Source organism: Ensifer sp. LC163, from assembly GCF_001695855.1.
Taxonomy (GTDB): domain Bacteria; phylum Pseudomonadota; class Alphaproteobacteria; order Rhizobiales; family Rhizobiaceae; genus Ensifer.
Genome location: NZ_MBSS01000024.1, coordinates 1 through 24,724 on the forward strand (window position 1 = coordinate 1; position 24,724 = coordinate 24,724).

At 62.9% G+C, this 24,724-nt stretch carries 25 protein-coding genes; 4 read left to right on the forward strand and 21 right to left on the reverse strand.

Annotated elements, in window-relative coordinates; all coding sequences use genetic code 11:
* Positions 1-154: 154 nt before the first annotated feature.
* From BC360_RS20710 to speB, 10 genes are all read right to left on the reverse strand, one after another.
* The gene (locus BC360_RS20710; protein WP_065796779.1) at positions 155-1,108 is read right to left on the reverse strand and encodes a ring-cleaving dioxygenase; all 954 of its coding nucleotides are present in this window, start codon (positions 1,106-1,108) and stop codon (positions 155-157) included.
* Between the two features lie 215 nt (positions 1,109-1,323).
* Entirely contained in the window at positions 1,324-2,103 is a 780-nt protein-coding gene (locus BC360_RS20715; protein ID WP_065783653.1) for a carbon-nitrogen hydrolase family protein, read from the reverse strand.
* Positions 2,100-2,900, reverse strand: coding sequence for an ABC transporter permease (locus BC360_RS20720; RefSeq protein ID WP_065783652.1), 801 nt, complete (start codon positions 2,898-2,900; stop codon positions 2,100-2,102). Before BC360_RS20720 ends, BC360_RS20715 begins: the two co-directional genes overlap by 4 nt.
* On the reverse strand, positions 2,897-3,751 hold the full coding sequence (locus tag BC360_RS20725; protein WP_065783651.1) for an ABC transporter permease: 855 nt from the start codon (positions 3,749-3,751) through the stop codon (positions 2,897-2,899). The genes BC360_RS20720 and BC360_RS20725 overlap by 4 nt, the downstream gene beginning before the upstream one ends.
* A complete protein-coding gene (locus BC360_RS20730; protein WP_065783650.1) occupies positions 3,748-4,785 on the reverse strand; it encodes an ABC transporter ATP-binding protein in 1,038 nt (345 codons plus the stop codon). The genes BC360_RS20725 and BC360_RS20730 overlap by 4 nt, the downstream gene beginning before the upstream one ends.
* Before the next feature lie 125 nt (positions 4,786-4,910).
* A complete protein-coding gene (locus tag BC360_RS20735; protein ID WP_065783681.1) occupies positions 4,911-5,990 on the reverse strand; it encodes an ABC transporter substrate-binding protein in 1,080 nt (359 codons plus the stop codon).
* 73 nt (positions 5,991-6,063) lie between these two features.
* Positions 6,064-6,711, reverse strand: coding sequence for an amino acid ABC transporter permease (locus tag BC360_RS20740; RefSeq protein ID WP_065783649.1), 648 nt, complete (start codon positions 6,709-6,711; stop codon positions 6,064-6,066).
* Entirely contained in the window at positions 6,708-7,376 is a 669-nt protein-coding gene (locus tag BC360_RS20745) for an amino acid ABC transporter permease (protein WP_065796758.1), read from the reverse strand. Before BC360_RS20745 ends, BC360_RS20740 begins: the two co-directional genes overlap by 4 nt.
* Before the next feature lie 62 nt (positions 7,377-7,438).
* Positions 7,439-8,233, reverse strand: coding sequence for a transporter substrate-binding domain-containing protein (locus BC360_RS20750; RefSeq protein WP_065796759.1), 795 nt, complete (start codon positions 8,231-8,233; stop codon positions 7,439-7,441).
* A gap of 93 nt (positions 8,234-8,326) precedes the next feature.
* The gene (gene speB / locus BC360_RS20755) at positions 8,327-9,388 is read right to left on the reverse strand and encodes an agmatinase (RefSeq protein ID WP_065783646.1); all 1,062 of its coding nucleotides are present in this window, start codon (positions 9,386-9,388) and stop codon (positions 8,327-8,329) included.
* Between the two features lie 224 nt (positions 9,389-9,612).
* Here speB and BC360_RS20760 point away from each other — a divergent pair, with 224 nt between their 5' ends.
* Both BC360_RS20760 and BC360_RS20765 read left to right on the forward strand, forming a co-directional pair.
* On the forward strand, positions 9,613-10,659 hold the full coding sequence (locus BC360_RS20760) for a LysR substrate-binding domain-containing protein (RefSeq protein WP_065783645.1): 1,047 nt from the start codon (positions 9,613-9,615) through the stop codon (positions 10,657-10,659).
* A gap of 18 nt (positions 10,660-10,677) precedes the next feature.
* On the forward strand, positions 10,678-11,856 hold the full coding sequence (locus BC360_RS20765) for an aminotransferase (protein WP_065796760.1): 1,179 nt from the start codon (positions 10,678-10,680) through the stop codon (positions 11,854-11,856).
* A gap of 6 nt (positions 11,857-11,862) precedes the next feature.
* Here BC360_RS20765 and BC360_RS20770 read toward each other — a convergent pair whose 3' ends face one another.
* The 7 genes from BC360_RS20770 to BC360_RS20800 form a co-directional block, all read right to left on the reverse strand.
* The gene (locus BC360_RS20770; protein ID WP_065796761.1) at positions 11,863-12,708 is read right to left on the reverse strand and encodes a DMT family transporter; all 846 of its coding nucleotides are present in this window, start codon (positions 12,706-12,708) and stop codon (positions 11,863-11,865) included.
* A gap of 232 nt (positions 12,709-12,940) precedes the next feature.
* On the reverse strand, positions 12,941-14,374 hold the full coding sequence (locus tag BC360_RS20775) for an aldehyde dehydrogenase family protein (protein WP_065796762.1): 1,434 nt from the start codon (positions 14,372-14,374) through the stop codon (positions 12,941-12,943).
* Between the two features lie 16 nt (positions 14,375-14,390).
* Complete coding sequence (locus BC360_RS20780) at positions 14,391-15,125, reverse strand: MBL fold metallo-hydrolase (RefSeq protein WP_065783641.1); 735 nt, start codon at positions 15,123-15,125, stop codon at positions 14,391-14,393.
* Between the two features lie 4 nt (positions 15,126-15,129).
* On the reverse strand, positions 15,130-16,230 hold the full coding sequence (locus BC360_RS20785; protein WP_065796763.1) for an ABC transporter ATP-binding protein: 1,101 nt from the start codon (positions 16,228-16,230) through the stop codon (positions 15,130-15,132).
* Positions 16,227-17,018 (reverse strand): ABC transporter permease, encoded by a 792-nt coding sequence (locus tag BC360_RS20790; protein ID WP_065783639.1) that lies wholly within the window; start codon positions 17,016-17,018, stop codon positions 16,227-16,229. The genes BC360_RS20785 and BC360_RS20790 overlap by 4 nt, the downstream gene beginning before the upstream one ends.
* Positions 17,018-17,881 (reverse strand): ABC transporter permease, encoded by an 864-nt coding sequence (locus BC360_RS20795; protein ID WP_065796764.1) that lies wholly within the window; start codon positions 17,879-17,881, stop codon positions 17,018-17,020. The genes BC360_RS20790 and BC360_RS20795 overlap by 1 nt, the downstream gene beginning before the upstream one ends.
* A 128-nt stretch (positions 17,882-18,009) precedes the next feature.
* On the reverse strand, positions 18,010-19,107 hold the full coding sequence (locus tag BC360_RS20800; RefSeq protein ID WP_208858206.1) for an ABC transporter substrate-binding protein: 1,098 nt from the start codon (positions 19,105-19,107) through the stop codon (positions 18,010-18,012).
* Between the two features lie 114 nt (positions 19,108-19,221).
* Between BC360_RS20800 and BC360_RS20805 the strand changes: the two genes are divergently transcribed.
* The gene (locus BC360_RS20805) at positions 19,222-19,839 is read left to right on the forward strand and encodes a TetR/AcrR family transcriptional regulator (RefSeq protein WP_065796781.1); all 618 of its coding nucleotides are present in this window, start codon (positions 19,222-19,224) and stop codon (positions 19,837-19,839) included.
* Positions 19,840-19,867: 28 nt separating this feature from the next.
* The gene (locus tag BC360_RS20810; RefSeq protein WP_065796765.1) at positions 19,868-20,260 is read left to right on the forward strand and encodes a YybH family protein; all 393 of its coding nucleotides are present in this window, start codon (positions 19,868-19,870) and stop codon (positions 20,258-20,260) included.
* A 16-nt stretch (positions 20,261-20,276) separates the two neighbouring features.
* Here BC360_RS20810 and BC360_RS32405 read toward each other — a convergent pair whose 3' ends face one another.
* From BC360_RS32405 to BC360_RS20825, 4 genes are all read right to left on the reverse strand, one after another.
* Complete coding sequence (locus BC360_RS32405) at positions 20,277-20,426, reverse strand: hypothetical protein (protein ID WP_025428181.1); 150 nt, start codon at positions 20,424-20,426, stop codon at positions 20,277-20,279.
* 132 nt (positions 20,427-20,558) lie between these two features.
* Positions 20,559-21,473: a transglutaminase-like domain-containing protein gene (locus BC360_RS20815; RefSeq protein ID WP_065783636.1), complete on the reverse strand. Its 915-nt coding sequence runs from the start codon at positions 21,471-21,473 to the stop codon at positions 20,559-20,561.
* Between the two features lie 495 nt (positions 21,474-21,968).
* Positions 21,969-23,282: an NAD(P)/FAD-dependent oxidoreductase gene (locus BC360_RS20820; RefSeq protein ID WP_065796766.1), complete on the reverse strand. Its 1,314-nt coding sequence runs from the start codon at positions 23,280-23,282 to the stop codon at positions 21,969-21,971.
* Positions 23,279-24,646 carry a glutamine synthetase family protein gene (locus tag BC360_RS20825; protein WP_065783634.1) on the reverse strand — a complete coding sequence of 456 codons (1,368 nt, stop codon included), beginning with the start codon at positions 24,644-24,646 and terminating at the stop codon, positions 23,279-23,281. Before BC360_RS20825 ends, BC360_RS20820 begins: the two co-directional genes overlap by 4 nt.
* Between the last annotated feature and the right edge of the window lie 78 nt (positions 24,647-24,724).

Here is a 24,724-nt window from a genome sequence, read left to right on the forward strand (position 1 = left end):
CCGGCCATGGCGTGAGCCGGCGCGTCCTTCTTCACCTCCGCCAAAACACGGCCGTCAAAAACAACCCAATCCGCAAAACAAAACCCGCCGAAAAATCGACGGGTTTGTCAGCGGTCTGAGCCGGGGACGAGCCCCGGCTTTCTGTTTTCGATCGTTACTCCAGCGGCTTCAGCCGCGCCTCGATCTGGGCTCGTTTCGGCTCCAGGAACGGCGGCAGCGAAAGGCTTTCGCCCAGCGTCTCCATCGGTTCGTCGACGGCAAAACCCGGTCCGTCGGTGGCGATCTCGAACAGCACGCCGTTCGGCTCGCGGAAATAGAGCGAACGGAAATAGTAGCGCTCGACCTCACCGCTCGACGGCAGGCGGAAGCCCTGCAGGCGCTCCGTCCACGCCGTCAGCGCATGCGTATCCGGCGCGCGGAAGGCGACGTGATGCACGGCGCCGGCCCCTTGGCGGGCGATCGGCAGGCCCGGCTGAACGGCAACATGCAGCTCGGCCGCCGGACCACCCTCGCCCATCGAGAACACATGCACCTGGCCCTCGCCATCCGGCGACGGATAGCGTCTCGCTTCGGTCATGTTCATCACCTGAGTCAGCACCAATTCGGTATTGGTGATGTCAGGCACGCTGATGGTGATAGGCCCAAGACCCTTGATCTGGTGCTCGGCCGGGACCGGGCTTCTCTCCCAGGGGTGCGAAGGCGAAAGACCACCGTCGTCGATCAACCGGAAGCGCTGGCCTTCGCCGTCCTCGAAGTCGAGCGAGGTGCGCCCATCGATTTCGCTCACGTCGCTGGCGGTCACCTTCATCTCGTCGAGGCGACCCTTCCACCAGCGAACGCTGTCGGCGCTGCCGACGCGCAGGCCGGTGCGCGAGATGCTGTGCGTGCCGCGACCTTCGCGCCCGACCGGCCAGTCGAAGAAGGTCAGGTCAGTGCCGGGCGTCGCTTTGCCGTCGGCATAAAAGAGGTGATAGGCGGTGGTATCGTCCTGGTTGACGGTCTTCTTGACCAGGCGCAGGCCGAGAACCTTGGTGTAGAAGCGCAGGTTCTCCGGCGCGTTCGCGGTGATCGCCGTCAGATGGTGAATACCCGTCAGTTGCAAACTCATGATTGCCTCCAATGTGTGGCTTTTCCGTTGAGCACAATATGGGTCGGCGCTGCGATTGCGAAAGTAGACAATGACGAACGGAATGTTCTTCCGGAGTGAACGATCTCCGCCCGTCTCGGAGCATTTCCAGGAAAAGTGCGAAGCTGTTTTCCGTCAGGAAATGCGTAAACAAGGAGATAGAGCGTTTCCACGACTCCGCCCAAACCGGAAACGCTCTAAGCGCGGTTCAGGTCACCCAGGTAGGTATTCTCCATTCGCGAGATCGCGAAGCTCGCCGGATTGATGTCGGCGAAAATCAGCGTTTCGTGACCGGCGTCACCCTTTGCGAGCACCTGTCCGTCCGGCGATGCGATGCGCGACAGGCCGGCAAAGGAAAACAGCGGGTCGGAACCGCAATGGTTGATATAGGCGACGAAGACCTGGTTCTCGAACGCACGCGTCTGGATCATGTGATCGGTGATGAAGGTGCCCGACCATCCGGCCGGCAACGCGGTCGGCACCAGCACGGCTTCGGCGCCTGCCAATGCCAGCCTGCGGACATTCTCCGGAAACTCGACGTCGTAGCAGATCAGCATGCCGCAGGTGACGCCACGATGGACGAACAGCCCTGTCGACGGTTTCTCGGCCGTAAACAGCGTGCGCTCGTAGTTGCCGTAGAGATGCGATTTTCGGTAGACCGTCGGCGTCGCATCGCCATCGACATAGACGGCACTGTTATAGATGTCGTTGCCATCGAGCTCGGCAAAACCGGCGATCAGCGCGATGCCGTTTTCCCGCGATATTTGCGCCAGGCGCTGCACGATCGGCCCGTCCGCCGGCTCGGCGAGATCGCGGATCGCGTCCCCCGCGCCGTAGCCGGTAAGGCCGAGTTCTGGCGTCATCAGCAGCGTCGCCTCTTTCGCTGCCGCCTCCTTCGCCGCTCGCGCAAGGCGGTCGAGATTGGCGGCGACATCGCCGCAGACAGATTGCATCTGGAGAGCGGCGAGTTTCATCATTTTCCGTCCGACGACATGGCGCCCAGCAGCTTCGGCAGGTCACCGAAGCGGGCGACGAGACCGAAGATCACGGCTGCCGTGGTGACGAACAGGATCGTCACCGACGCCATCGTCGGCGTGTAGCCGTAGCGAAGCGCGTTGAAGATCTTGATCGGCAGCGTTTCCATGGTGAAGCCGACGGTCATATAGGCGACGATATATTCGTTGAGCGAGAGCACGAAGGCAAACGCATAGCCCGAGACGATATAGGGCAGGATCAGCGGCAAGACGATGGTGCGGAAGATCGTGCGTTCGTCGGCCCCCATCGTCGCGGCCGCCTCGACCAGCGATCGGTCGATCGAGGTGAAGCCGAGCGACAGCGTCACCAATGGCAGCGTCACGAAGAAGATCGCGTGGCTGACGACCGCCGTCCAGGGTTGGCCGTAGAAGCCGACCGTCGCCCAGAAAGTGAGCAGGCCCAGCGCCGTGATGACGGGCGGCAGCGTGAAGGGGGCGACGCCGAGCAGCTGGAAGATATTGGCCCAGGGCGCGATCCGCCGCCAGAGGAACCAGGCGAGCGGCAGCGCGATCGCAACCGCAAATGCCGCCGACAGCAGTGCCAGCGTGACGGAGGCGAAAAGCGCGCTGCGCCATTCGGGATTGAGGAAGATCTCGCCATACCAGGACAGCGAAAAGCCCTGCGGCGGAAAGGCGAGCGTCTGCTTGGCATTGACCGAGACACCGGCCACGACGATCAGCGGCAGCGCCAGGAAGAGCCCGATCAGGAAGAAATAGGCCTTGCGGAAGATCGTGGTCATGCCGCTTCTCCCTTGCGTCCGGCAATCACGGTCAGCGCCACGAGCCCGAGCGTCACCAGCACCAGGAACACCGCCATGGCCGCCGCGAAAGGCATGTTCGACTGGTAGATCGCCTGGTCGGTGATCAGCACCGACAGCGTCCAATGCTGCGGACGACCGAGCAGTTGCGGCAGCAGGTAGGAGCCGAGCGCAAAGATGAAGACCATGATCAGCGTTGCGGTAATGGTGTTTCTGAGCGCCGGCACGACGACGGTGAAGAAGGCCTTGAGCGGCGATGCGCCGAGCGTCCGGGCCGCTTCCGTCAGCGTTGGGTCAAGCCGCACAAGCGCAGGGAAGAGCACGAGCACCGTATAGGGGAAAGCCTGGTAGACCATGCCGGTCAACACCGCGCCGAAACTCGGCGTCAGCGCCTTCGCCTCGCTCATGATGCCGAGCGCCACCAGAATGTTGGTGATGCCGGCCGTGCGCGAAAACAGCGTCGACCAGGCAAAGCCGATGATGACTTCCGACAGCGACAGGATCGACAAGAGCGCCACCAGCCAGACCACCTGCACCTTTCGTCCCATCCGCGTCAGCATGTAGGTAAACGGCAACGCCAGCACGACGCAGCAGATCGCAACGGTAATCGCCAACAGGAGCGAGAAGCCGAGCACGCCGCCGAAGAAGGCGGAAAGGAAGCGCGCATAATTGTCGAAGACGAAGGCCGGCGTATAGAAGCCGCCCTGCTGGCGCTGGAAGAAGCTGACGGCGATCATGGTGCCGAAGGGCACGACGAAGAAGATGGTCAGCATCGCCGCGGGAAAGAGGAGCGGCGCGTAATCGCCAAGGGTTTGGGGCGGTTCGCGTCTCATTTCTTCAAGACCACGCAAACGTCAGGGGTAAGCGCGATGCCGACCTCCTGGCCGACGGTGACGTCCGGCCGGGCGCGCGGCGTCGAGACCGCGACGATCTGCCGGCCGGCAATGTCGACGAAGGTTTCGATCGTGCCGCCGAGATCGCGCACGAAGGTGACCTTGCCGGTCAATGCGCCGGCACCGGGCGCGGTCAGATGCACATCTTCAGGGCGAACCGACAGCGTGCCCTTGGAAGCGCCAGCCGGCAGAGAGAGACCGGCGATCGGCTGCCCCAGCACTTCGACACGGCCGGCACTGTCGGCCTGCAGTTCGAGAAGATTGGTCTGGCCGATGAAATCGGCGACGAAACTATCGGCCGGGCGACGGTAGATCTCGATCGGCGACGCCGCCTGGCGGATCTCGCCGCCATTCATGACGACGACCGTGTCGGCCATGGTCATCGCCTCGCGCTGATCGTGAGTGACGACAATGGTGGTGATGCCGAGCTTCTGCTGCAGCTGGCGCAGTTCCACCTGCATCGCCTCGCGCAGCTTGGCATCGAGTGCGGAGAGCGGCTCATCGAGAAGGAAAAGCTTGGGCGAGATCGCAAGCGCCCGGGCAATCGCGACACGCTGGCGCTGGCCGCCGGAGAGCTTGGCGACGGGCCTGTCGGCGTAGCCGGACAGGTGGATCATCGACAGCAGCTCGTCGACCCGCTTCTTCTGGTCTTCCTTTGCCGCACCGCGGATGCGCAAGGGATAGGCGATGTTCTCGCCGACGGTCAGATGCGGGAAAAGCGCCAGCGATTGAAACACCATGCCGAGATTGCGCTTGTGCGTCGGCACATGGGTGATGTCGTCGCCGTCGAGCTGGATCGCCCCGCCGGTCGGCAGGTCAAGGCCGGCGATCATGCGCAGAAGCGTGGTCTTGCCGCAGCCGGACGGGCCGAGCATGCAGACGAACGTCCCGTGCGGCACGTTGAGGTCGACATTGTTGACGGCTCTGAAGGATCCGAATTCCTTGACGACGTTTTGAAGGGCAAGTCCGGACATTGTCTCTCCGCGGGATAGGCCCCTCCCGATTGCGGGAGGGGTAGTAAGGGGAGATGAAGGCCATGCCCTCCCCTTCGTTTAAGCTCCGGCCCGCCCCGTGGATGGTGGCGGGCCAACTCTTGTCATCAGCCGACGATCAGCTCGGTCCACTTCTGGTTCAGCCAATCCGACTTGGTCTGGTAGAGGTCGTAGCGCGGCACGATCGGCTCGATGTCCGACGAAACGGATGCGAACTCCTTGTCCGTGAGGTCGGTGACTTCGCGCTGGACGGTCGGCGACGTCCCGACCTTGCGCGACAGCGTCGCCTGGATCGAAGGCTGGCACATGTAGTCGATGAAGATATGGGCTTCCTCGGACTTCTGCGACGCGCGCGACAGCGCCCAGCAACCGGAATCCTGGATGCCGCCTTCCTTCGGGAAGGTCGAGCGCACCGGATTGCCGTCGGCAGCGGCAAGACCGGTCACGTCGTGGTAGTACTGGCCCATCGGGATTTCGCCCGACTTCAGCGACTGCTCGAATTGCGCTTCGTCGCGATACCAGAGCCGAACGTTCGGTTTCACTTCGGCAAGCTTTTCGAAGGCCTTGAGAAGGCCCTCTTCGGTATCGAGCGCATTGGTGCCGCCCATGAAGGTCTTTGCCGTCACTTCGAGCAGGAAGGAGTTGGAGACCAGCGCCAACAGGCCCAGCTTGTCAGCGTTCGCCGGATCCCAGAAGGCGGACCAGGAGGTCGGCGCTTCCTTGTAGACATCGGTATTGGTCACCAGCGTGATGTACCAGGAGACGGCCCCGATACCAGCGATGCGGCCGTCCGGGTACTTGTTGACGAAGCGGTCGAGCAGGTTCGAGCCGTTCTTGATCTTCGCCATATCGATCGGCGTCCACAGATCGGTCGACTGGCCCTTGAGCATTGCCACCTGCGACATCATCGAAACGTCGGCCGGGGCCTGGCCGGCACGAGCGGCCTGCTCCAGCTGGACGAGCCAGGCTTCGCCGGTCGGCTCGGCGATCGATTCGATGGCGATACCCGTCGCCTTGGTGAATTCGGGGAAGATGTTCTTGTCAAACGAGGTTTTGAAATAGCCGCCGTAAACGCCGACCTTCAGCGACTTCTCCTGGGCGCGCAGCACCGAGGGCATGGCCAGCATCGAGGCGCCGGCAAGGCCAGCACCGAGCAGCGTGCGGCGCTTGATGGAAGTGGTGATCATCATCTGTCTCCTTTGTTTCGGCGGTGATCCGCCTTGTTCCCTGTTCTCTTTGATTTCTTGCACATTTTCGGTCTCAGTGCGCGGGCATTTTGCGCTCCAGCGTCCGTGCATATTGCGTCAGTGGATAACACAGCACGAAGAAGATCACCGCGACCAGCCCATAGACCGTGAAAGGTTCGAAGGTTGCATTATTGATCGCATTCGCAGTTCTGAGAAGCTCCTCGAAGCCGATGATCGACGTCAGCGCCGTGCTCTTGATAAGCTGGACGAGAAAGCCGACGGCCGGCGGCCGGGTGATCGCGAACGCCTGCGGCAGGATCACCAGACGCAGTTCCTGCAGGCGGTGCAGCCCGAGGCTGGCGCCGGCATCCCATTGACCGAGTGGCAGCGCTTCGACGCCGCCGCGCCAGATCTCGGCGAGATAGGCGCTGGCATAGAAGGTCAGCCCCAGTGCCGCGGCAGTCCACGGCTCGATGCGAAAGCCGAGCATCGGCAGGCCGAAGAACATCAGGAACAGTTGCATCAGCAGCGGCGTGCCCTGAAAGAGCGCGATGTAGCCCGAGCCGAAACGGCGCAGCCACGTCTGTTTCGATATGCGCGCGAACAGGATCATGAGGCCGACGGCGGCCCCGCCGGCAAAGGCGACGAGGGACAGAAGCAGCGTCCAGCGGGTGGCGAACACCAGGTTGCGCAGGATGTCCCAGAAGGTGAATTCGATCATGACACGCCCGCTCCGAGCATCCGCCGGCCGCTGGCGACGAACAGACGGCGGATCGCCATCGACAGGCCGAGATAGATCAGTGTGACGACGAAATAGGTCTCGAACGAACGGAAGGTTCGCGCCTGCAGCAGGTCGGCCTCATGGGCAAGCTCCCGCACCGCGATCTGCGAAACGACGGCCGATTCCAGCATCATGATGATCACCTGGCTGACGAGCGCCGGAAAAATGACCTTCAGCGCCTGCGGCAGGATGATCTTGACGAACACTTGCCGTCGCCTGAGGCCGAGTGCAAACGCCGCCTCGCTCTGGCCCTTCGGCACGGCGTCGAGGCCGGCACCGACGATCTCCGTGGTGTAGGCCGCCATGTTGAGCGTCATCGCCAGGATCGCGGCGACGATCGGATCGAGCCGGACGCCGATACTCGGCAGACCGAAGAAGATGAAGAACAGCTGCACCAGAAACGGCGTGTTGCGGACCACTTCGACATAGACGGCAACCGCCTTGCGCAGGACGCCGTAGCGGCTGCGGCGGGCGGCGGCAAAGAGAATGCTGATCAAAATGCCGAGCACCGTCGTGCAGGCGATCAGAAAGAGCGTCATCGTGGCGCCATGGGCGATTGCGCCCGCGGCGTCCCGAAGCCACCCGAAATCGAGGCCGTAACCCATCGTCGCAACCTTCCCCCGAAAAGCCCACGGAGACGCATGTCCCCGTGGGCGTCAAGTACTGATTAGTCCTTGAGGTTTTCGGGGTTGAGCGACGTCTTCAGCCAGGTCTCGGAACTGGCGTTCAGCTTGCCGTCGGCAAGCATCTTGGCGACGGCGTCGTTGACGGCCGTCTTCAGGCCCTCCTCGTTCTTGTTGAGGCCGATATGCGAGGGCGAGGTCAAGAGCTGGAACTTCTGCTCCGGCTTCAGCGTTTCCTGGCGGGCAAGCACCTGCGCGCCGACGTCGTTGCCGACGACCATCAGCTGGGTCTGGCCGGAGATGAATGCCTGGATCACGGCATTGTAGTTGTCGAAGCGCTGAATCTCAGCCGTCGACGGCGCCGCCTCGGTCAGCGAGGTATCTTCGAGCGTGCCGCGGTTGACGGCGATCGTCTTGTCGGCCAGGTCATCCTTGCCGGCCACTTTGAGTTCGGCCGGGCCGATGACGGCGATGTAGTAAGGCGCGTAAGCCGCAGCGAAGTCGATCACCTCGGCCCGTTCCTTCGAGAAGCCGACGCTCATCAGGATGTCGACACGCTTGTCGTTGAGATAGGGAATGCGGTTCTGGCCGGTGACGCTGACCAGGTTGAGCTTGACGCCGAGGCCGTCGGCAATCTGCTGGGCGACATCGACGTCATATCCCTTGATGCTCATATCGGCACTGGCCGAGGAGAAGGGCGGGAAGTCCGAGAAGATGCCGACATTGATCTGGCCCGCCGACTTGATGTCGGCCAGCGCGTCGGCACGCGCGATACCGGTTGCCGCGCCCAGCATCAGAGCGGCGGCGAATGCTGCTTTCATCGTCTTGTGAATTGTCATTGTCGTTCCCCTGTCCGGAAGCATTGTTGGTTGTGGCATTTGTTGGCCGGCCGCCGCTTCCAGTCCGGCAGCCGACAATCTTTTTCTCAGGCGTCAGGCGGACTTGCCGGTAACGGCCGGGCTGAAGACCATGAGGCTGAGTATCTCGAACAGAACCTGGGCGCCGGCATGCGCCGTGTTGGTCGTCGAGTCATACTGCGGCGCGACCTCGACGACGTCGCCGCCAACCAGGTTGACGCCCTTGAAGCCGCGGATCAGTTCCAGCACTTCGCGGGTGGTGAGGCCGCCGACCTCAGGCGTGCCGGTGCCCGGCGCAAAGCTCGGATCGAGGCTGTCGATGTCGAAGGAGAGATAGGTCGGGCCGTCGCCGACAATCTTCTTCGCCTTCTCGATGATCGCGGGAATGCCGAGACCGGTCACTTCCTCCGCATGGATGACGGTCATGCCGGACTCGTAGGAGAACTCCCAGAGATATTCGGCCGAGCCGCGGATGCCGATCTGCACCACGCGGGTCGGGTCGAGCACGCCGTCGAGCACCGCGTTGCGGAACGGACCGCCGTGGTGGAACTTGGTGAGGTCATAGGCGCCGCCGGTGTCGCAATGGGCATCGATATGGATCATGCCGACCGGCTTCTTCTTGCCGACGGCCTTCAGGATCGGATGGGTGATCGAATGGTCGCCACCGACCGACAGCGGAATGACGCCGGCATCGACGATCTGGTTAAAGCGCTTTTCGATGTCCTCGTGGCTGAGTTCCAGCCGGTAGCGGCTCTGGAACGGCACGTCGCCGATGTCGGCAACACGCAGTTCGTGAACCGGCGCGCAGCCGAGCACGTGGTTGTAGGGGCCGATGCGCTCGATCGAACGCAACGCCCGCGGTCCGAAGCGCGAACCCGGACGGTTGGTGACGCCGAGATCCATCGGAATGCCGACGATCGCGACCTGCAGATTGCCGAAATCAGGCTCGTCGGCATCGACAGCCATATGCGGCGCGGTCAGGAATGTCGGGATGCCGGAATAGGGCGCAAGGCGCGTGCCGCTCTTGGTGAAGATCTTGTCGGCGACGCGGCGGAAAGTCGGGTCGAACAGTTCGCCGCCATGGCTCTCGCCGTATTTCGCCTTGAGTTCGCCAAGCTTCTTTTCGTCCCAGGCCATCCTTGCAAACCTCCGTCATGTCAGCCGGGGAATGCGCACAAAGGCGCCACAGATCATTATCTGCGGATGGGGCCGGCTCTCTCCGGCGCAATCATGTTCCCCAGGCTTTTTTGCCCTTGTTGACTAGCATTAGGTGACAAATCCTCTGGAAAATCAATTGACATTGTTATAGCGTTTCGTGTGAGAAAAATTCACATAACAACAGCCCGCCGGAACTGACCTCCTTGTCCAGCCGCCTGCCGCCTTTGAACCCCTTGCGCGCCTTCGAGGCAACGGCGCGCCGTGGCTCCGTGTCGGCTGCCGCGCGTGAACTGAACGTGACGCATGGCGCCATCAGCCACCAGATCCGCGCGCTCGAACTGTCGATCAACGCCACGCTGTTCGAGCGCGGCGGCAAGCGGCTGAAACTGACGCCGCAGGGCGCGCTATTGCTACCCGCCGTCACCCACGCCTTTGCCGAGATCGCTGCGGCGACAGCCGCCATGACGCGCCCGACCACCAGCGGCGAGTTGCGCATCACCTGCGTTCCCGCCCTGCTCTCCTTCTGGCTGATCCCGCGTCTGCATCTCTTCACCGAGCAGTTTCCCGACGTGCGCCTGACCCTGATCGCCTCCAATGACGCCGCCTATCTCGATGCGTCCGATGTCGACGTCTGCCTGATCTACGGCGACGGCAACTGGCCTGGCTGCTGGTCGAAGCTCTGGAGCCGGCTGGAACTGTTCCCGGTGGTCAGCCCGACATTGCTGAACATGCGGCCGTTGCGCTCCGTGCGCGACCTGCGCGACCATGTGATGCTGCATGGCGACGACGGCCGCGAATGGAACACCTGGCTGGCGGCAGCCGACGCCAGCGACCTGCAGCGCGGCCGCCAGCATTTCATGAGCGATGCGCGGCTTTCGACCGAAGCGGCGCTGCACAATCAGGGTGTCGCGCTCGGCGACACCATCACCGCCGGCAGCCTGATCGCGCGCGGCGAACTGATCGCGCCTTTCGACCTGACGGTTCCGGCCAACGACGCCTTTTACGTCGCCTGCCGCAACGAGGTACTGGCCGCGCCGATCGTGCGCATTTTCATCGACTGGATGTTCTCGGCGCTGGAAAACGACCCGATGCCGGAACTCCAGACTTCGGCGCGCACGATTATTCGCAGCCGAGCCTCGAAATCCGATCCGACAGACCGTAAATCGGTAAACGACGGTTTTCAGCCGGTTTCAGCCCCGGCCCGTGGCCGGCGGCTGGACCGCCCACAGAAACGCAAGAACAAAGCCTGAGACATAGGAACACCCGCCATGCCGCATTTCAATCCGCTCGTCGAAAAGCTCTCGCCGCCGCCCGTGCCGTCGGTGCTTGCCTGGGCGAAAAGCTATGATGGCGCCCGCGGGCCGCTGATCGACCTGTCGCAGGCGGTGCCCGGCTATCCGGCGCACCCCGACATGCTGGCATGGCTCGGCGAAGCGGCGGCATCGACTGCCTATACCGGCTATGGCGCAATAGAAGGCGAAGCCGTGCTGCGCGAGGCCTATGCCGCGCATGTGGCAGGCCTTTATGGCTCTGCGATCACGGCCGACAACATCCACATCACTTCGGGCTGCAACCAGGCGTTCATCTGTGCCGCAATGGCGATTGCCGCGGCCGGCGATACGATCCTGATGACCAACCCCTACTACTTCAACCAGAAAACGACGCTGGCCATGCTCGGCATCAATGTCGAGCTGGTGCCCTGCGATGCCGGTGCCGGTTTCCTGCCGGAGGTGGACGCAATCACTGCAACGCTGCGCCCGGGTATCCGCGCGCTTGCGCTCGTGTCGCCGAACAATCCGACCGGTGCGATCTATCCGCCCGAGCTTCTGTCGCGCATTCACGACGTCTGCCGCGCCAACGGTACCTGGCTGATTCTCGACGAAACCTACCGCGACTTCCTGCCCGACGCCGCCGCGGCCCCACACGAATTGCTGCAGGCGCAAGGATGGCAGGACAGTTTCATCGGCCTCTACAGCTTCTCGAAATCCTTCTGCATTCCGGGCCATCGTCTCGGCGCGATCACGGCCGGGCCGGCGCTCGTAGAGCAGGTCACCAAGATCATGGACAACCTGCAGATCTGCGCACCCCGCTCGGCCCAGGCCGCGGTCGCCAAAGCTATTCCCGCGCTTGCCGATTGGCGCCTTGGCAATCGCGCCGAAATCGCCACGCGTGCCGATGCGCTGCGCGATGTCATGAGCCGGCTGCCGCAATGGAAGCTGCAGGCGATCGGTGCCTACTTCGCCTATGTCAGGCATCCGTTCCCGGATATCGATTCGCAGTTCGTCGCCGAGAAACTGGCGAAACTCGCCGGCGTCGTCTGCCTGCCGGGGGACTATTTCGGCGAGGGCCAGGAAAATTACCTGCGCTTTGCCTTTGCCAATGCCGACGCCGACACGATCCGCCAGCTGGAAGAGCGGCTCGCCGGCTTCAACCTCCCCGGCCTGTAGTGGCGTCTAACCCCGGCGGGCGATCAGGATGCCGACGAGCACGATCGCCCCGCCGATCGCCTGCATCAGCCCGACAGGCTCGGAAAGCAAGATCCAGGCGAGGATCGCAGCGACGACGGGCTGCAGCAGCAGCGTCAGCGACGAGAAGGCTGGCGGCAGGTAGGCAAGCGCATAAGTGATCGCCACCTGCCCGCCCGCATGGCTGACAAAAGCCAGACCGAACAGCATCGACCAGCCGAAGAGGGTCGGAGGCAACAATGTCGGCTCGGAGAGAAGCACGATCGGCAGCATGCAGATGGCGGCCGATGCCGTGCTCCAGACCATGATCCGGATGGTGCTGAACAGGCTACGCAGCCGGCCGATCGCCAGAATGTAGCCGGCATAAAACATCGCTGCGACGACGGCGACGCCATCACCCAGCAGATCACCGTCGCCAAGCGCCATCGGCCCGCCCTTGAGGATGACCACGCCGGCGACCGCCGTCACGAGGCCGGCGGCGAAGACGCCGCTGATGCGCGCGCGGAAAAGCAGCCAACTTGCGAGCGTCACGAAAACAGGCGCAAGGTTGGCAAGCAGCGTGGCGTTGGCAACCGACGTCTTGGTCAGCGCATAGTGCCAGGCGGCAAGGTCGATCGCGAGGAAGACACCCGGCAGCACCAGCAGCGCATATTCCGAGAGCCGCTCGGGCCGCCGGTCCGATGCCGGCGCCCCGCGAAACCACGACCAGGCGAGCAGAGGAAGCAGCGCCAGCGCCACACGCCAGAAGGCAGTCGCCATCGGCCCGACCTCGGACAGCCGCACGAAGATCGGCGAGCCGCCGATCGCAGCCCCGCCGATCAGGAGAGCGGCCATGGCAAGGCGGTTATGAGACGAAGGGGTTGTTGATGCTGAGGTCACGTCGATGTCCGGCTGTCTGCTGGCGGGCGGGGACGATCATGGCGCCCATGACAACGCAGCTAACAGAAGTGCGGCATCGGCGACAGTCGCAATAAATCGCCCGATGCAACAAAGACGGCCGCCATGCGGAAACACGGCGGCCGCCAGATGGTTCGATTGCGCCTCGCCGGCGCAATGCTTCGTCTCGTCAGGCGGCGTCGGGAATATGCACCGTCTTGACCTCGAGGAAATCCTCAAGGCCGAACATACCCCCTTCACGGCCGTTGCCGGATTGCTTGTAGCCGCCAAACGGGCTGCCGTAACGATGCGGCCCACCATTGATGTGAACCATGCCGGCGCGCAGCCGCGAAGCCACCCGCTCCGCCCGCTTGGGGTCACCGGTCTGCACATAGGCGGCAAGGCCGTAATTGGTGTCGTTGGCGATGGCGATCGCCTCCTCCTCGGTATCGAAGGGGATGATCGCCAGCACCGGCCCGAACACTTCCTCGCGGGCGATGCGCATGGTGTTGTTGACGTCGGCAAAAATGGTCGGCTTGACGAAGTAGCCGGTTTCGAAGCCCTCCGGCTTGCCGGCGCCGCCGACGACAAGACGCGCGCCTTCGGCAATGCCGGCCTCAATCAGCGCCTGGACGCGGCCGAACTGGACGTCGCTCACCAGCGGTCCGATATGGCTGCCCTCCTTGGTCGGATCGCCGACCTCGGCTCCACGACCGACGCGGCCGGCGATCTCGACGACCTTGTCGTAGACGCTGCGCTCGACCAGCATGCGCGTCGGCGCATCGCAGGACTGGCCGGAATTGTTGAAGCATTCGAACACGCTTCCGGCCACCCGGTCTTCGAGGTCGGCATCGGCAAAGACGATGTTCGGCGACTTGCCGCCAAGTTCGAGCGTCACGCGCTTCACCGTTTCGGCCGCATCCTTGCTGACGGCGATGCCGGCGCGGGTTGAACCGGTAAACGACATCATGTCGATATCCCGGTGCTTCGACAGTGCGGCACCGGCATTGATGCCGTCGCCGTTGACGAGGTTGAAGACGCCGGCGGGGAAACCGGCCTCATCGATCATTTCTGCATAGAGCATGGCGTTGAGCGGGGTGAACTCGCTCGGCTTCAGCACGCAGGTAGAGCCGGTCGCAAGTGCCGGGACGACCTTGAGCGCGATCTGGTTGATCGGCCAGTTCCAGGGCGTGATCAGGCCGCAGACGCCGATCGGCTCGCGCAGGATCACGTCGCCGTTCGGCAGCGTGTCGCGCGTCTTCAGCCGCTTCAGCGCATCGATGAAGCCCTGCAGATGACCGACGCCGACGTCCGCCTGCTGCTCACGCGTCATCGTCGTCGGCGCGCCGAGCTCCATGGTAATGGTCGCGACCATCTCGTCGTAGCGGCGCTTGTAGATTGCCAGCAGCTTTTCCAGCAGCGCCAGCCGCTCGTCGACGCTGGTGCGGCTATAGGTGGCGAAGGCCTTTTTCGCGGCGGCGACGGCGCGATCGATGTCCGCAGCGGTCCCCATCGAGATCACCGCAACCGCCTTCTCGGTCGCCGGGTTCAGCACCTCCAGATCGTTCGGCGCGATCGGGTCGACCCATCGGCCATCGATATAAAACTTCCTCTTGTCGAGCATGCGCTCCTCCTTCCCGTCAGATTGTCTTTTCTTTCTTCGCGAGCCAGTCCTTGATGAGCGCGCGGTAGCGCTCGCCTGAAAAGCTCGGAAAATGTCCGCCGTGAACGATACGCGCCGGAATGCGCAGCAACCGTTCCATCGACGCCAGATAGTCGTCGGCATTGGCGTGGTAGGTATCCTCGATCAACGGCCCGTCGTAGAGGATGTCTCCGGAAAAGAGCACGCCGGTCTTCTCTTCCCAAAGAGCGATGCCGCCGGGCGAATGGCCGGGCGTATGGATCACCTCGAAGCGGCGATCGCCGAGATCGATATGGTCGCCATCGGCAAGAACGATGGTCGCCGGCGCAGCCTTCACCGCATAGGTGGTCGAGGCATAGGGCTCGGGCGGCAGCGCCTCGAAGATCTCGTCGGCGACATAGGGATCGGCGAGCGTGTTGGCACGCGTCGGATGCGCCAGCAGTTCGGCCTCCGCCGCATGCACTGCCCGGCAATCGAATTCGTGATGGCAGCCGATATGGTCGAAATGCGTATGGCTGGCGACGGCGGTCAGCTTGCGCTCGGTGACCAGCGGCACCCACTCGCGCAAGGACACGACCCCCATGCCGCTATCGACCAGCATGTCGCGGTCGCGCCCGCGCACATGCCACATGTTGCAGCGGTAGAACTCCTGGATGAAGGGTTCGCAGATGTAGGTGACATCGTCGTCGAGACGTTTCACCGCATACCAGTCTTTCGGAGCAATTCGCCGCATGTTGCTAAAGGGTTCCGCTTGCCGCCGGTAAGGCTACGACGTCGGCAGCCCGCACCGCAAGGGGGATGATCTCGCCGTCGCGCACGTCGGAGGATTGCGGCAGGTGCGCCACCAGCGCATCGCCGTCGGTCGCGCAAGGCTGGAGATGGCAACGGTAGTGGGTGCCGAAGAAGGCGCTGCCGGCGACGCGCGCCTCGCCGAGCGTGAACATCGGGCCATCCGATTTGTCCGCGCCGCGAAAATGCTCCGGCCGGATGGTGAGCGTGATCGCGTCGCCGGCCTTCGGCGCTGCAGCGGTGAAGTTGGCGGCGGGAAGCGCCAGGTTGCCGAGCGATGTTTCGACCTCGGCCGACGATGCGTCGGCGGCCCGCACCCGGCCGGAGACAAAATTGACCTCGCCCATGAAGCCCGCCGAAAACAGCGACCGCGGCCGCATGTAGATCTGCGACGGCGGACCGAAATCCTCGATCCGGCCCTGGTTCATGACGACGATCCGGTCGGCGATCGCCATCGCCTCCTCCTGGTCGTGGGTCACATGGACGAAAGTGGTGCCAACCCGCTTCTGGATCGCCTTCAACTCATCCTGCATCTGCCGGCGAAGCTTCAGATCCAGGGCGCCGAGGGGCTCGTCGAGCAGCAGCACTTCGGGATCGACCGCAAGGGCGCGGGCAAGAGCCACCCGCTGGCGCTGTCCGCCGGAGAGTTCGTGCGGCCGCTTGCCGGCGGACGCCTTGAGGCCGACGAGATCGAGAAAACCGAGCGCCTTTTTGTCCCGCTCGGCCTTGCCGAGACCGCGCATCCGGAGCCCGAAGCCGACATTGTCGACAAGCCGCATATGCGGGAACAGCGCATAGTCCTGAAACATCGTCGTCGTCGGGCGTTTGGCCGGCGTCACGAAGGTCATGTCGCGATCGCCGATCACGACGCGGCCGGAGCTTGGCGACAGGAACCCGCCGAGAATGGAAAGGAGCGTGGTCTTGCCGCAGCCCGACGGGCCGAGCAGAACGATGAACTCTCCTGCTCGGATGTCGAGCGAAACCTTGTCCAGCGCCTTGAAGTGCCCGAACGTCTTGCTGACGTTTTCGATCGAGACGGGAGCGGTCATTGTTTCTTCGTCCTTCCGAACAGGGAAAACTCCAGGATCAGCAGCAGCGCCACCGAGGCAAGAAAGACCAGCGAGCCGATCGCATTGGTCTTGGGGTTGAGGCCGGAGCGCAGCATGCTCCAGATCTCGACGGGCAGGGTCACGTCGAAGCGCGACAGCAGAAAAGCGATGATGAACTCGTCCCAGCTGAAGGTCACCGACAGGAAGAAGGCGGCCAGGATCGAGGGCATCAGCATCGGCGCGGTGACCAGCGTCATGACCTTGAAATCGCTAGCGCCCAGGTCGCGTGCCGCCCGCTCGATGTTGATCTGGTGATCGCCCATCGAGGCATAGATGATCGCAAAGCAGAGCGGCAGGTTGATCACCACGTGACCGATGCCGACCGTCAGAAGCGACAGCGGCATATGCAGCGCGTTGAGCAGCGCCAGCAGCCCGAGCGCGATGATTAGATAGCTGACCGTCATCGGCGCGATCAGCAGGCCCCTTTGCAAGGCCGAGCCCGGCAGCTTGTAGCGCGCCAGCGAATAGGCGGCGAGAAAGCCGAGCACGCAGGAGACCACGGATGAAGAGATCGCGACCAGCATCGAATTGCCGAGCGCCGCCATCAGCTTGCGGTCGACGAAGACCGCCTCGTACCACTGGGTGGAAAAGCCGTTGAACGGCGGCACCGGCAGCCGCCCGTCCTGGAAGGAGAACAGCACGAGCACCGCCACCGGAAGGAAGATGAAGGCGTAGACGAGAGCAAGGTAGGCCCAGGACACACCACTGACGAGAATTCTGCGCAGCATCAGGCCCTCTCGATCTTCAGCCAACGGGCGCACAGCACGTAGGCGGCGGTGACGGCCAGCATCAGAATGATCGACAGCGCCGCTGCCATCGGAAAATCGGCGCGCCGGCCCAGTTGCAGCATGATGATCTGCGGCAGCACCAGCTCGTTGTTGCCGCCGAGGATCTGCGGCGTGACGTAGTCGCCGATGCAGAGCACGAAGGTGAGAAATGCGCCGGTCATGATGCCGGGCAAGGTCAGCGGCAACACCACGTGCCAGAAGGTCTGGAAGGCGTTGGCGCCAAGGTCGGCGGCCGCTCGGCGATAGTTCGGCGAGAGCTGGATCAGGTTCGAATAGATGGTCAGCGTCAAGAGCATGACGAAGAAGTGCACGAAGCCGATCACCGTCGCCGTTCGCGTGCTGGCGATCTCCAGCGGCTCGGCTATCAGCCCCAGACCCGTCAGCATCTGGTTGATGACGCCATTCTTCGACAAGACGAGCAGCCAAGAATACGAGCGGACGACATAGGAAGTCCAGAACGGCAGGATTGCCAGGATCAGAGCCATGCGCTGAAACCCCTTCGGCACGCGCTCGGCAATGATCCAGGCGAGCGGATAGGCAAGCAGCACCGAAAGCACCGTGACGATGACAGTGATTTCCAGCGAATTGACCAGGCCCTGCAACAGGGCGCTCTCGGAGAAGACGCGCAGATAATTGTCGAGATTCCAGACGCGGACGATCTCCCGCCCCTCGCGCTTCCAGAGGCTCATCGCCGCCATGAACAGGAAAGGAACAACGAAGAAGGCGAGCGTCCACAAAAGTGCTGGGGCGGCAAAGCCCCAGGCTTTCCGGCGGTCGGCATCTTCGAGCGTTGTCGCAGTCATGAAAGCTCCAGATTTGAGCGCCCACCATGACAAGGATGATGGGCGCAGTTCAACGTCCCGCCGTCCGGCGGGGCGGCGATCGGGCTGCCCCACGGATGAACGCCTATACGTTCACCGCGCGCGGGGCGTTACTGCTGCAGCATTTCCGTCCAGGCATCCTGGAACTGCTGATCCAGTTCGGTGGACGGGATCGGGTAGAGCTGTGTCTTCTTCAAGTATTCGGCCTGTTGGTTGAAGCGCAGCGCCGCCTTCTGCTGGTCGGTCAGATGCTCGCCCGCCTTGCTGTTTGCCGGCATCGCCCAGTAGCAGGAGGATGTCGCAAGTCGCGCCTGGCCTTCGGGGCTGACGATGTACTGCACGAACTTCAGCGCCAGATCCTGCTTGGACGAATCCTTCATCACGCCGATCGACTGCGCCCAGCGCACCGCCCCCTGCTCCGGGATCGTCCAGTCGAGATTGGGTTTGTCGGCCGAAAGCACCGCGGTGATCCACTCGCCGCCGCCGACCAGAATATCGACCTCGCCCGTCGCCAGCGCCGTCTGCGAGGAGACGACGTCGCTGACCTGCTTCGACACGGCGCGCATCGCCGCCAGCTTTTCCTTGATCGCCGGCATGTCCGCCTCGGTCAGATCAGCGGTCTTCTTGCCAAGCCCGAGACCGACGAGGCCGATCATCGGCAGGTAGTAGTCGTAAAGCGCGATGCGGCCCTTGTACTTGTCCGACCAGATCACCGAGAGATCCTGCATGTCCTTCGGATCGACCTTCGACTTGTCGTAGGAGATGGTGTTGTAGCCGAACTTCTCCGTGACGGCATAGGTCTTGCCGTCCTTCATGTTGTTGGCCTCCATCCGGACCTCGGGGAAGATATCGGCCGTCGGCAGGGCATCGGCCGGCATTTCTGCGAGCAGATCGAGATCGATGGCACGGTGCACGTCGACGCCGTCGATCACCAGCACATCCCAATCGCCCGGACGGGACTGGTCGAGGATCGAGAGCGCGGCACCGGTGCCCTCATAAACCTTCAGGTTGACCTTGACGTCGTTGGCCTTTTCGAACGGCTCGACCAGGGCCGGATCCGTGTGGTCGCACCAGACGAGCGCGTTGAGTTCTTCGGTGGCAAAAGCCGGTGCCGGAACCGAGACGAGCGAGGCGGCGACGATCGCGCTTGCGGCGACCGAGGAGAAAAATCGGCGCAGGTGCGCGCCGTCATGAACTGACTGCATCATGCTGTTGCCCTCTTGTTTTGACGCTCGTTTCGGCGCCTTCAAAAAAAGATTGAATGAATTCATTTTTTAAGTCAATCTCAATTTTGAGGACATTCATAATTCAAGGACATGCATATGACAGGGCTGCGCGCACGGCAGAAAGCCGACCGGAACAGACGTATCCTGGACGCCGCGGCTCTCCTGTTTCGCGAGGTAGGTTACGACAGCGCCCGCATCGAGGACATCGCCGAACGGGCCGAAGTTTCGGTCGGAACCTTCTACAACTACTATGAAAACAAGGGCGACATCCTCGTCGCCACCGTCTCCATGGAAGTGGAGGAAGTTCTCGCCGCCGGGCGGACCATCGTCGACAATCCCCCCTCCTCCGTCGAAGGCGCGCTGGAGGCCCTGATCGGCCAGTACTACGATCACTCGCTCGTCTATCTCAGCAAGGAGATGTGGCGGACGGCTATGGCAATTTCGATCCAGCAGCCGGAAAGCCCCTTCAGCAAGCGCTATACCGAGCTTGACCGCCGGCTTTGCGACCAGGTCTCGACGCTCATTCACAAGCTGCAGGTGAAGGGCCTAGTCTCCCCCGGCACCGACGTTCGCGCGATCGGCGAGATGTTGTTCAACAATCTTAATATGATGTTCATCGAATTCGCCAAGCACGAGGCGCTGCCGCTTGAAGAACTCAAGGCGCGCGTCAGCAGGCAGAACCGGCCGCTCGCAGCGCTGATCGCGGCGCCATAATTCAATCCGGACAATGAAGAGAATCTCGATGCAAGACTCCGAACACACGGTGCTCGCCGCTGCCGATCGACTTGTCGCAGCCTTTGCCCGCCATGACCGCGCGGCCTATTTCTCAGCCTTCGCGCCCAATGCCACGTTCATCTTCCACAATCTCGATCGCCCCTTGCGCAGCCGGGCGGAATACGAGGCCGAATGGGCGCTATGGGAGACCCGCGACAGCTTCCGCGTCCGCGCCTGCCAGTCCAGCGACCGGCACGTGCAAGTGATGGGTAACGTTGCCGTCTTCACGCACGGCGTTCAGACCGAACTTGAGATCGGCGGTGAAGCACTGACGTCGCAGGAAAGAGAAACGATCGTCTTCGAACGGGACGGGACCGGAGCCTGGCTGGCGGTCCACGAGCATCTGTCACCCGCCGGCTAGCAGTCTCGAAGAGCGTTTAGAGGGCGCCGATGACGACGGCGGAAACGAAACAGAACGCGGCCACGAAGGCGATCGCGTGCGGAAACAGGGTGATGGGCGATCGACGCGGCGGGGCTGCCGCGTAAGACGCATATCGGGACTGGATTGTCGGCTTCGCAGCGTTCATCGCGTCTCTCCGTCGTTCAGGCCGGGAACAGGCCGGCAATAGCCATGTTCTCCGATATTCTCGATTGAGTTTATAGATATTAATTTCTCGATTCCACCCCGAAAGTAAAAAATCGTCCGCCGGGCGGCGCCTTCAGTGGCGATTGCGGTCGCGTTCCTGCACGTGCCTCGACCAGCTTTCGCTGAACCATGGCGTCAAAAGTGACACATTGGCATCGCGGTGCGAGCGGCTCAGCCCGCCATCCGCCTCCACGCAGGTCCACACCGTAAACCCAGTCAGCTCGTGTTTTCCAAAGGTCTGGATGAGCGGGATGTCGGCGGCATCGCGGCCACGGGCGACGGCGATGCGCCCCGCCCGGCGCGCATTGTTCTTGGCGTCGAACGTGTACCAGCGGTCGCCGAGAAAAACCTCGAACCAGGCATTGAAATCCATCGGCGCCACCCTTTGCTCGGTTTCGAGGTCGGCCATGTAGCCGTTGACGTATCGCGCCGGCATGTTCATGCAACGGCAAAGCGCGATGGCGAGGTGCGCATAGTCACGGCTGACGCCGAGACGATCCTCATGGGCCTCGAGCGCGGTCCGCATCGCCTGGGCATAGCCATAGCTGAACACCAGGCGTTCGTGCACATAGTCGCAGATCGCCTGCACGCGCGGCCAGCCGGGTGCCACGTCCCCGAAAAGCCTCCAGGCAAGCGTGCCCAGCCGATCGGTTTCGCAATAGCGGCTGGCGGCCAGATAGGGCAGCGTGTTCGGCGGTAGCCTCTCGACGGGCACAGCCTGCGCCAGCGGATCGGAAACATCGGGCCTGCCGTCGTCTTCGATCACAGCATCATAGCTCAGCTTGAAGTCCCCCTCGGGCGCGATCATGCGCAGGCATGCATTGCCGTGCGGGTCGACGATCTCCTCCATCTTGACGATCGGTGAGGTCACGGGGCCGCGCTCGCGCCGGATGTCGCGGCGCTTCTCGGCGACGACGGAAAGGTAAGTCATCATCGGCGTCGGCTGGGGGCAGCGGATGCCGATCTCATAGCCAAAGCGTACGAACATCTCCAACCTCCCTCGTTCGGCAGGAATGTTTCGCGAACCCTTTTGTTCCCTCATATGAGGGCGAAATCAGTGCTGCCTGTGCACGCAAGAAACAACTGAAATTGAGACGCGCCGCAGCCGCGACCAGAGCGCGAAATGTGGATGGCAATGGTCGGCAAAAGACACTTCATCGGGCAGCGCAAACCTCTACTTCGACGAAGCCGGCAGAGCCGTTCATTCCCGCTTTTCCGTGCCCGATCTTATGCCCGAATGCCGCGGGCAACAACCGGCTTCCCTAGAGCCTTTCCAGGAAAAGTCCGAAGCGGTTTTCCGTCAGGAAATGCGTACAAACAAAGAGATAGAGCGTTTCTGCGGCTCCGTCTAAACCGGCAACGCTCTAGCGCCGGCGAGCCGAGAGGAGGCTCCAGAGAGACGGATGCGTTCGGGCGATCGGGCGACAGGAAACGATCCTGCCGCCTTTTTGTTCCAGGCAAACGAAAAATCCGAAGACGGTTTTTACCAGCCAACGGCATCCTTGAACGAATACCACCAGGAGCCGATCGTCGAATATTGCGCACGGAACATCCGCCCGCCCGGGAACGGATACCAGGGCAGCTTTTCGAACATGTCGAAGCGCGTCGCGTCGCCGTCGATCGCCTCGGCGAGCGTGCGTCCGAAAAGGTGGGATCCCGTCACCCCATGGCCGCTATAGCCGTGCGCGAAATAGGTATTCGCACCGATGCGGCCCATCTGCGGTACACGGGTGAAGGAGAGCGCGAAGTTGCCGCTCCAGGCATAGTCGATCTTCACGCCCTTGAGCTTCGGGAAGACCTTTTCCAGATTGGGCTTCAGCTTGGCCACGACGTCGGCCGGATCGGTGCCGCCGTAGACCGTTCCGCCGCCGAAGATCATGCGCTTGTCGGCCGATAGTCTGAAATAATCGAGGATGTAGCGCACATCCTCGACGCACATGTCGCTTGGAATGAGCGAATGGGCGAGTTCCTCGCCGAGCGGCGCCGTGGTGATCATCTGGGTGGAAACCGGCATGACGCGCGAGACGAGCTTCGGTACCGCGTCGCCGAGATAGGCGTTGCCGCAGAGAACGACGATCCGCGCCGACACTTCGCCGTCGGCGGTATAGACCGTCGGCCTCGCCGCCTCATGGTCGACCCGCGTGACCGGCGACTGTTCATAGATCGTGCCGCCGAGGCTTTCGAGGGCGCGTGCCTCGCCAAGCACCAGATTGAGCGGGTGCATGTGCCCGCCCGTCGTATCCAGCATGCCGCCGCAATAGGCATCCGAGTTCACCAGCTTGCTGAGCGCGTCGCGGTCGAGAAGCTGATGGTCGTCCATGCCGTATTTGCGCCAAAGCACCTGCTTGGCTTCCAGTTCCTTCATATGCGCCGGCGTATAGGCCGCATAGATATTGCCCGGCTTCAGGTCGCAGTCGATCTGATACTGGCTGACGAGCCGGCGGATGATCTTGCCGCCCTCCTGCACCAGCCCGCCGACGAAGCGGGCCGCATCCTCGCCGTAGCGGCGCTGGATGGTGGCAAGGCTGGCGTTCAGGCCATTGACGACCTGGCCGCCATTGCGCCCAGATGCGCCCCAGCCGACCTGTGCGCCCTCGACCACAACGACCTTGTAGCCCTTCTCTGCGAGATGAATGGCCGTCGACAGGCCGGAATAGCCGGCGCCGACGACGCAGATATCCGTCTCGACGCGTCCTTTGAGCGACACCGGCGTGCGGATGATGTTGCGGGAGGCGGCGTAGTAGCTCGTGGGGTAGCTGCCGTCGCCGGCGTAGGATTTCTGTTGCGTCGACATCATACGATTTCCAGGTAAGCGCTGAATTCATAGTCCGTCACCTGCTCGGCAAAACCGGCGATCTCCTGTCTCTTGCAGGCGATCAGCATCGAGCGAAGCGTCGGGTCGAAGATTTCGGTGGCAATCGGCCCTGCCTCGAAGGCATCGACCGCCTGCCCCCAATCGGCGGGAATTTTGGGCAGTTTCTCCGCCGCATAGGCCCGGCCGGTCACCGGCGCCGAGGGTTTCCACTTGTTGCGGATGCCGACGAGGGCCGCGCCGAGGATCGCCGCGATGACGAGATAGGGATTGGCATCGGCGCCGGCAACGCGGTGCTCGATACGGCGTGCCGCCGGATTGCCGCCGGGGATGCGGATCGCCGACGTGCGGTTCTCGTAGCCCCAGCACACCGCCGTCGGCGCGTGCGTGTCCGGGCGCAGCCGGCGGTAGGAATTGAAATGCGGCGCAAACAGCAACGTCGTTTCCGACATGCCGCGCAGCAGGCCCGCGACTGCGTTCTTGAGGACCGCCGACCCCTCGTCGCTGCCGTCGTTGAAGACGTTGTTGCCGTCCGCGTCGAGCAGGCTGAAGTGAATGTGCATGCCGTTGCCCGAGCGGGTGCCGTAGGGCTTGGCCATGAAGGTCGCCGCCAGCCCATGCTTGCGGGCAACCCCCTTGACGATGCGCTTGAAGAAGATCGCGTCGTCGGCCGCCTTCAAGGGATCGTCTGTGTGCAAGAGGTTGATTTCGAACTGGCCGATGCCGTTCTCGGCGATCGCCGCATCCGCCGGCACGTTCTGGCGGGCACATTCCTTGTAGACGTCGGAGAAGAATTCGCCGAAATCGTCGAGTTCGTCGATCGACAGGATCGCATCGGAATCGAGCCGCTTGCCGGTATAGGGCGAGATCGGCGGCACCGCACTGTCGGGTTCCGGATCGATCAGATAGAATTCCATTTCGGTCGCGACCACGGGGCGCAAGCCCAGTTCTTCGTATTCGCGCACGATCGCCGCCAGCGCCTGGCGCGGATCGGCGAGGAACGGCTTGCCGTCCTCGAGCAGCAGCCAGAGCGGCACCAGAGCGCTCGGCCGCGAGGTCCAGTTGACCGGCAGCGCCCCGCGCCCGGTGACGGCGCAGATGCCGTCCCTGTCGCCGCTCGCAAACACCTGCTCGCTGTTGATGATGTCCTCGCCCCAGACGTCGACGCCGACGATCGACAGCGGCATGCGGATGCCGCCGCCAAGCACCTTGGAGGCCTGCTCCACCGGCACGCGCTTGCCGCGCATGATGCCGTTCAGGTCGCAGACCACGGCCTGGATGCTTTCGATAGGGCCGTTCTGCTCCAGCCAGGCCTTGAAGGCGCTCGGGTCTTCCGCGTCGAGGGACATATCGCAAATCTCATTTTGTGATCACATTTTCAGAAACTTGACACAATTCAGGAGTTGGAGTCAACCTCGACTGATGCT

Excerpts from the sequence above, each read along its gene's own strand:
- BC360_RS20710 (WP_065796779.1), bottom strand. The coding sequence starts at position 1,108 with ATGAGTTTGCAACTGACGGGTATTCACCATCTGACGGCGATCACCGCG.
- BC360_RS20715 (WP_065783653.1), bottom strand. The coding sequence starts at position 2,103 with ATGATGAAACTCGCCGCTCTCCAGATGCAATCTGTCTGCGGCGATGTC.
- BC360_RS20720 (WP_065783652.1), bottom strand. The coding sequence starts at position 2,900 with ATGACCACGATCTTCCGCAAGGCCTATTTCTTCCTGATCGGGCTCTTC.
- BC360_RS20725 (WP_065783651.1), bottom strand. The coding sequence starts at position 3,751 with ATGAGACGCGAACCGCCCCAAACCCTTGGCGATTACGCGCCGCTCCTC.
- BC360_RS20730 (WP_065783650.1), bottom strand. The coding sequence starts at position 4,785 with ATGTCCGGACTTGCCCTTCAAAACGTCGTCAAGGAATTCGGATCCTTC.
- BC360_RS20735 (WP_065783681.1), bottom strand. The coding sequence starts at position 5,990 with ATGATCACCACTTCCATCAAGCGCCGCACGCTGCTCGGTGCTGGCCTT.
- BC360_RS20740 (WP_065783649.1), bottom strand. The coding sequence starts at position 6,711 with ATGATCGAATTCACCTTCTGGGACATCCTGCGCAACCTGGTGTTCGCC.
- BC360_RS20745 (WP_065796758.1), bottom strand. The coding sequence starts at position 7,376 with ATGGGTTACGGCCTCGATTTCGGGTGGCTTCGGGACGCCGCGGGCGCA.
- BC360_RS20750 (WP_065796759.1), bottom strand. The coding sequence starts at position 8,233 with ATGACAATTCACAAGACGATGAAAGCAGCATTCGCCGCCGCTCTGATG.
- speB (WP_065783646.1), bottom strand. The coding sequence starts at position 9,388 with ATGGCCTGGGACGAAAAGAAGCTTGGCGAACTCAAGGCGAAATACGGC.
- BC360_RS20765 (WP_065796760.1), top strand. The coding sequence starts at position 10,678 with ATGCCGCATTTCAATCCGCTCGTCGAAAAGCTCTCGCCGCCGCCCGTG.
- BC360_RS20770 (WP_065796761.1), bottom strand. The coding sequence starts at position 12,708 with ATGGCCGCTCTCCTGATCGGCGGGGCTGCGATCGGCGGCTCGCCGATC.
- BC360_RS20775 (WP_065796762.1), bottom strand. The coding sequence starts at position 14,374 with ATGCTCGACAAGAGGAAGTTTTATATCGATGGCCGATGGGTCGACCCG.
- BC360_RS20780 (WP_065783641.1), bottom strand. The coding sequence starts at position 15,125 with ATGCGGCGAATTGCTCCGAAAGACTGGTATGCGGTGAAACGTCTCGAC.
- BC360_RS20785 (WP_065796763.1), bottom strand. The coding sequence starts at position 16,230 with ATGACCGCTCCCGTCTCGATCGAAAACGTCAGCAAGACGTTCGGGCAC.
- BC360_RS20790 (WP_065783639.1), bottom strand. The coding sequence starts at position 17,018 with ATGCTGCGCAGAATTCTCGTCAGTGGTGTGTCCTGGGCCTACCTTGCT.
- BC360_RS20795 (WP_065796764.1), bottom strand. The coding sequence starts at position 17,881 with ATGACTGCGACAACGCTCGAAGATGCCGACCGCCGGAAAGCCTGGGGC.
- BC360_RS20800 (WP_208858206.1), bottom strand. The coding sequence starts at position 19,107 with ATGATGCAGTCAGTTCATGACGGCGCGCACCTGCGCCGATTTTTCTCC.
- BC360_RS20805 (WP_065796781.1), top strand. The coding sequence starts at position 19,222 with ATGACAGGGCTGCGCGCACGGCAGAAAGCCGACCGGAACAGACGTATC.
- BC360_RS20810 (WP_065796765.1), top strand. The coding sequence starts at position 19,868 with ATGCAAGACTCCGAACACACGGTGCTCGCCGCTGCCGATCGACTTGTC.
- BC360_RS32405 (WP_025428181.1), bottom strand. The coding sequence starts at position 20,426 with ATGAACGCTGCGAAGCCGACAATCCAGTCCCGATATGCGTCTTACGCG.
- BC360_RS20815 (WP_065783636.1), bottom strand. The coding sequence starts at position 21,473 with ATGTTCGTACGCTTTGGCTATGAGATCGGCATCCGCTGCCCCCAGCCG.
- BC360_RS20820 (WP_065796766.1), bottom strand. The coding sequence starts at position 23,282 with ATGATGTCGACGCAACAGAAATCCTACGCCGGCGACGGCAGCTACCCC.
- BC360_RS20825 (WP_065783634.1), bottom strand. The coding sequence starts at position 24,646 with ATGTCCCTCGACGCGGAAGACCCGAGCGCCTTCAAGGCCTGGCTGGAG.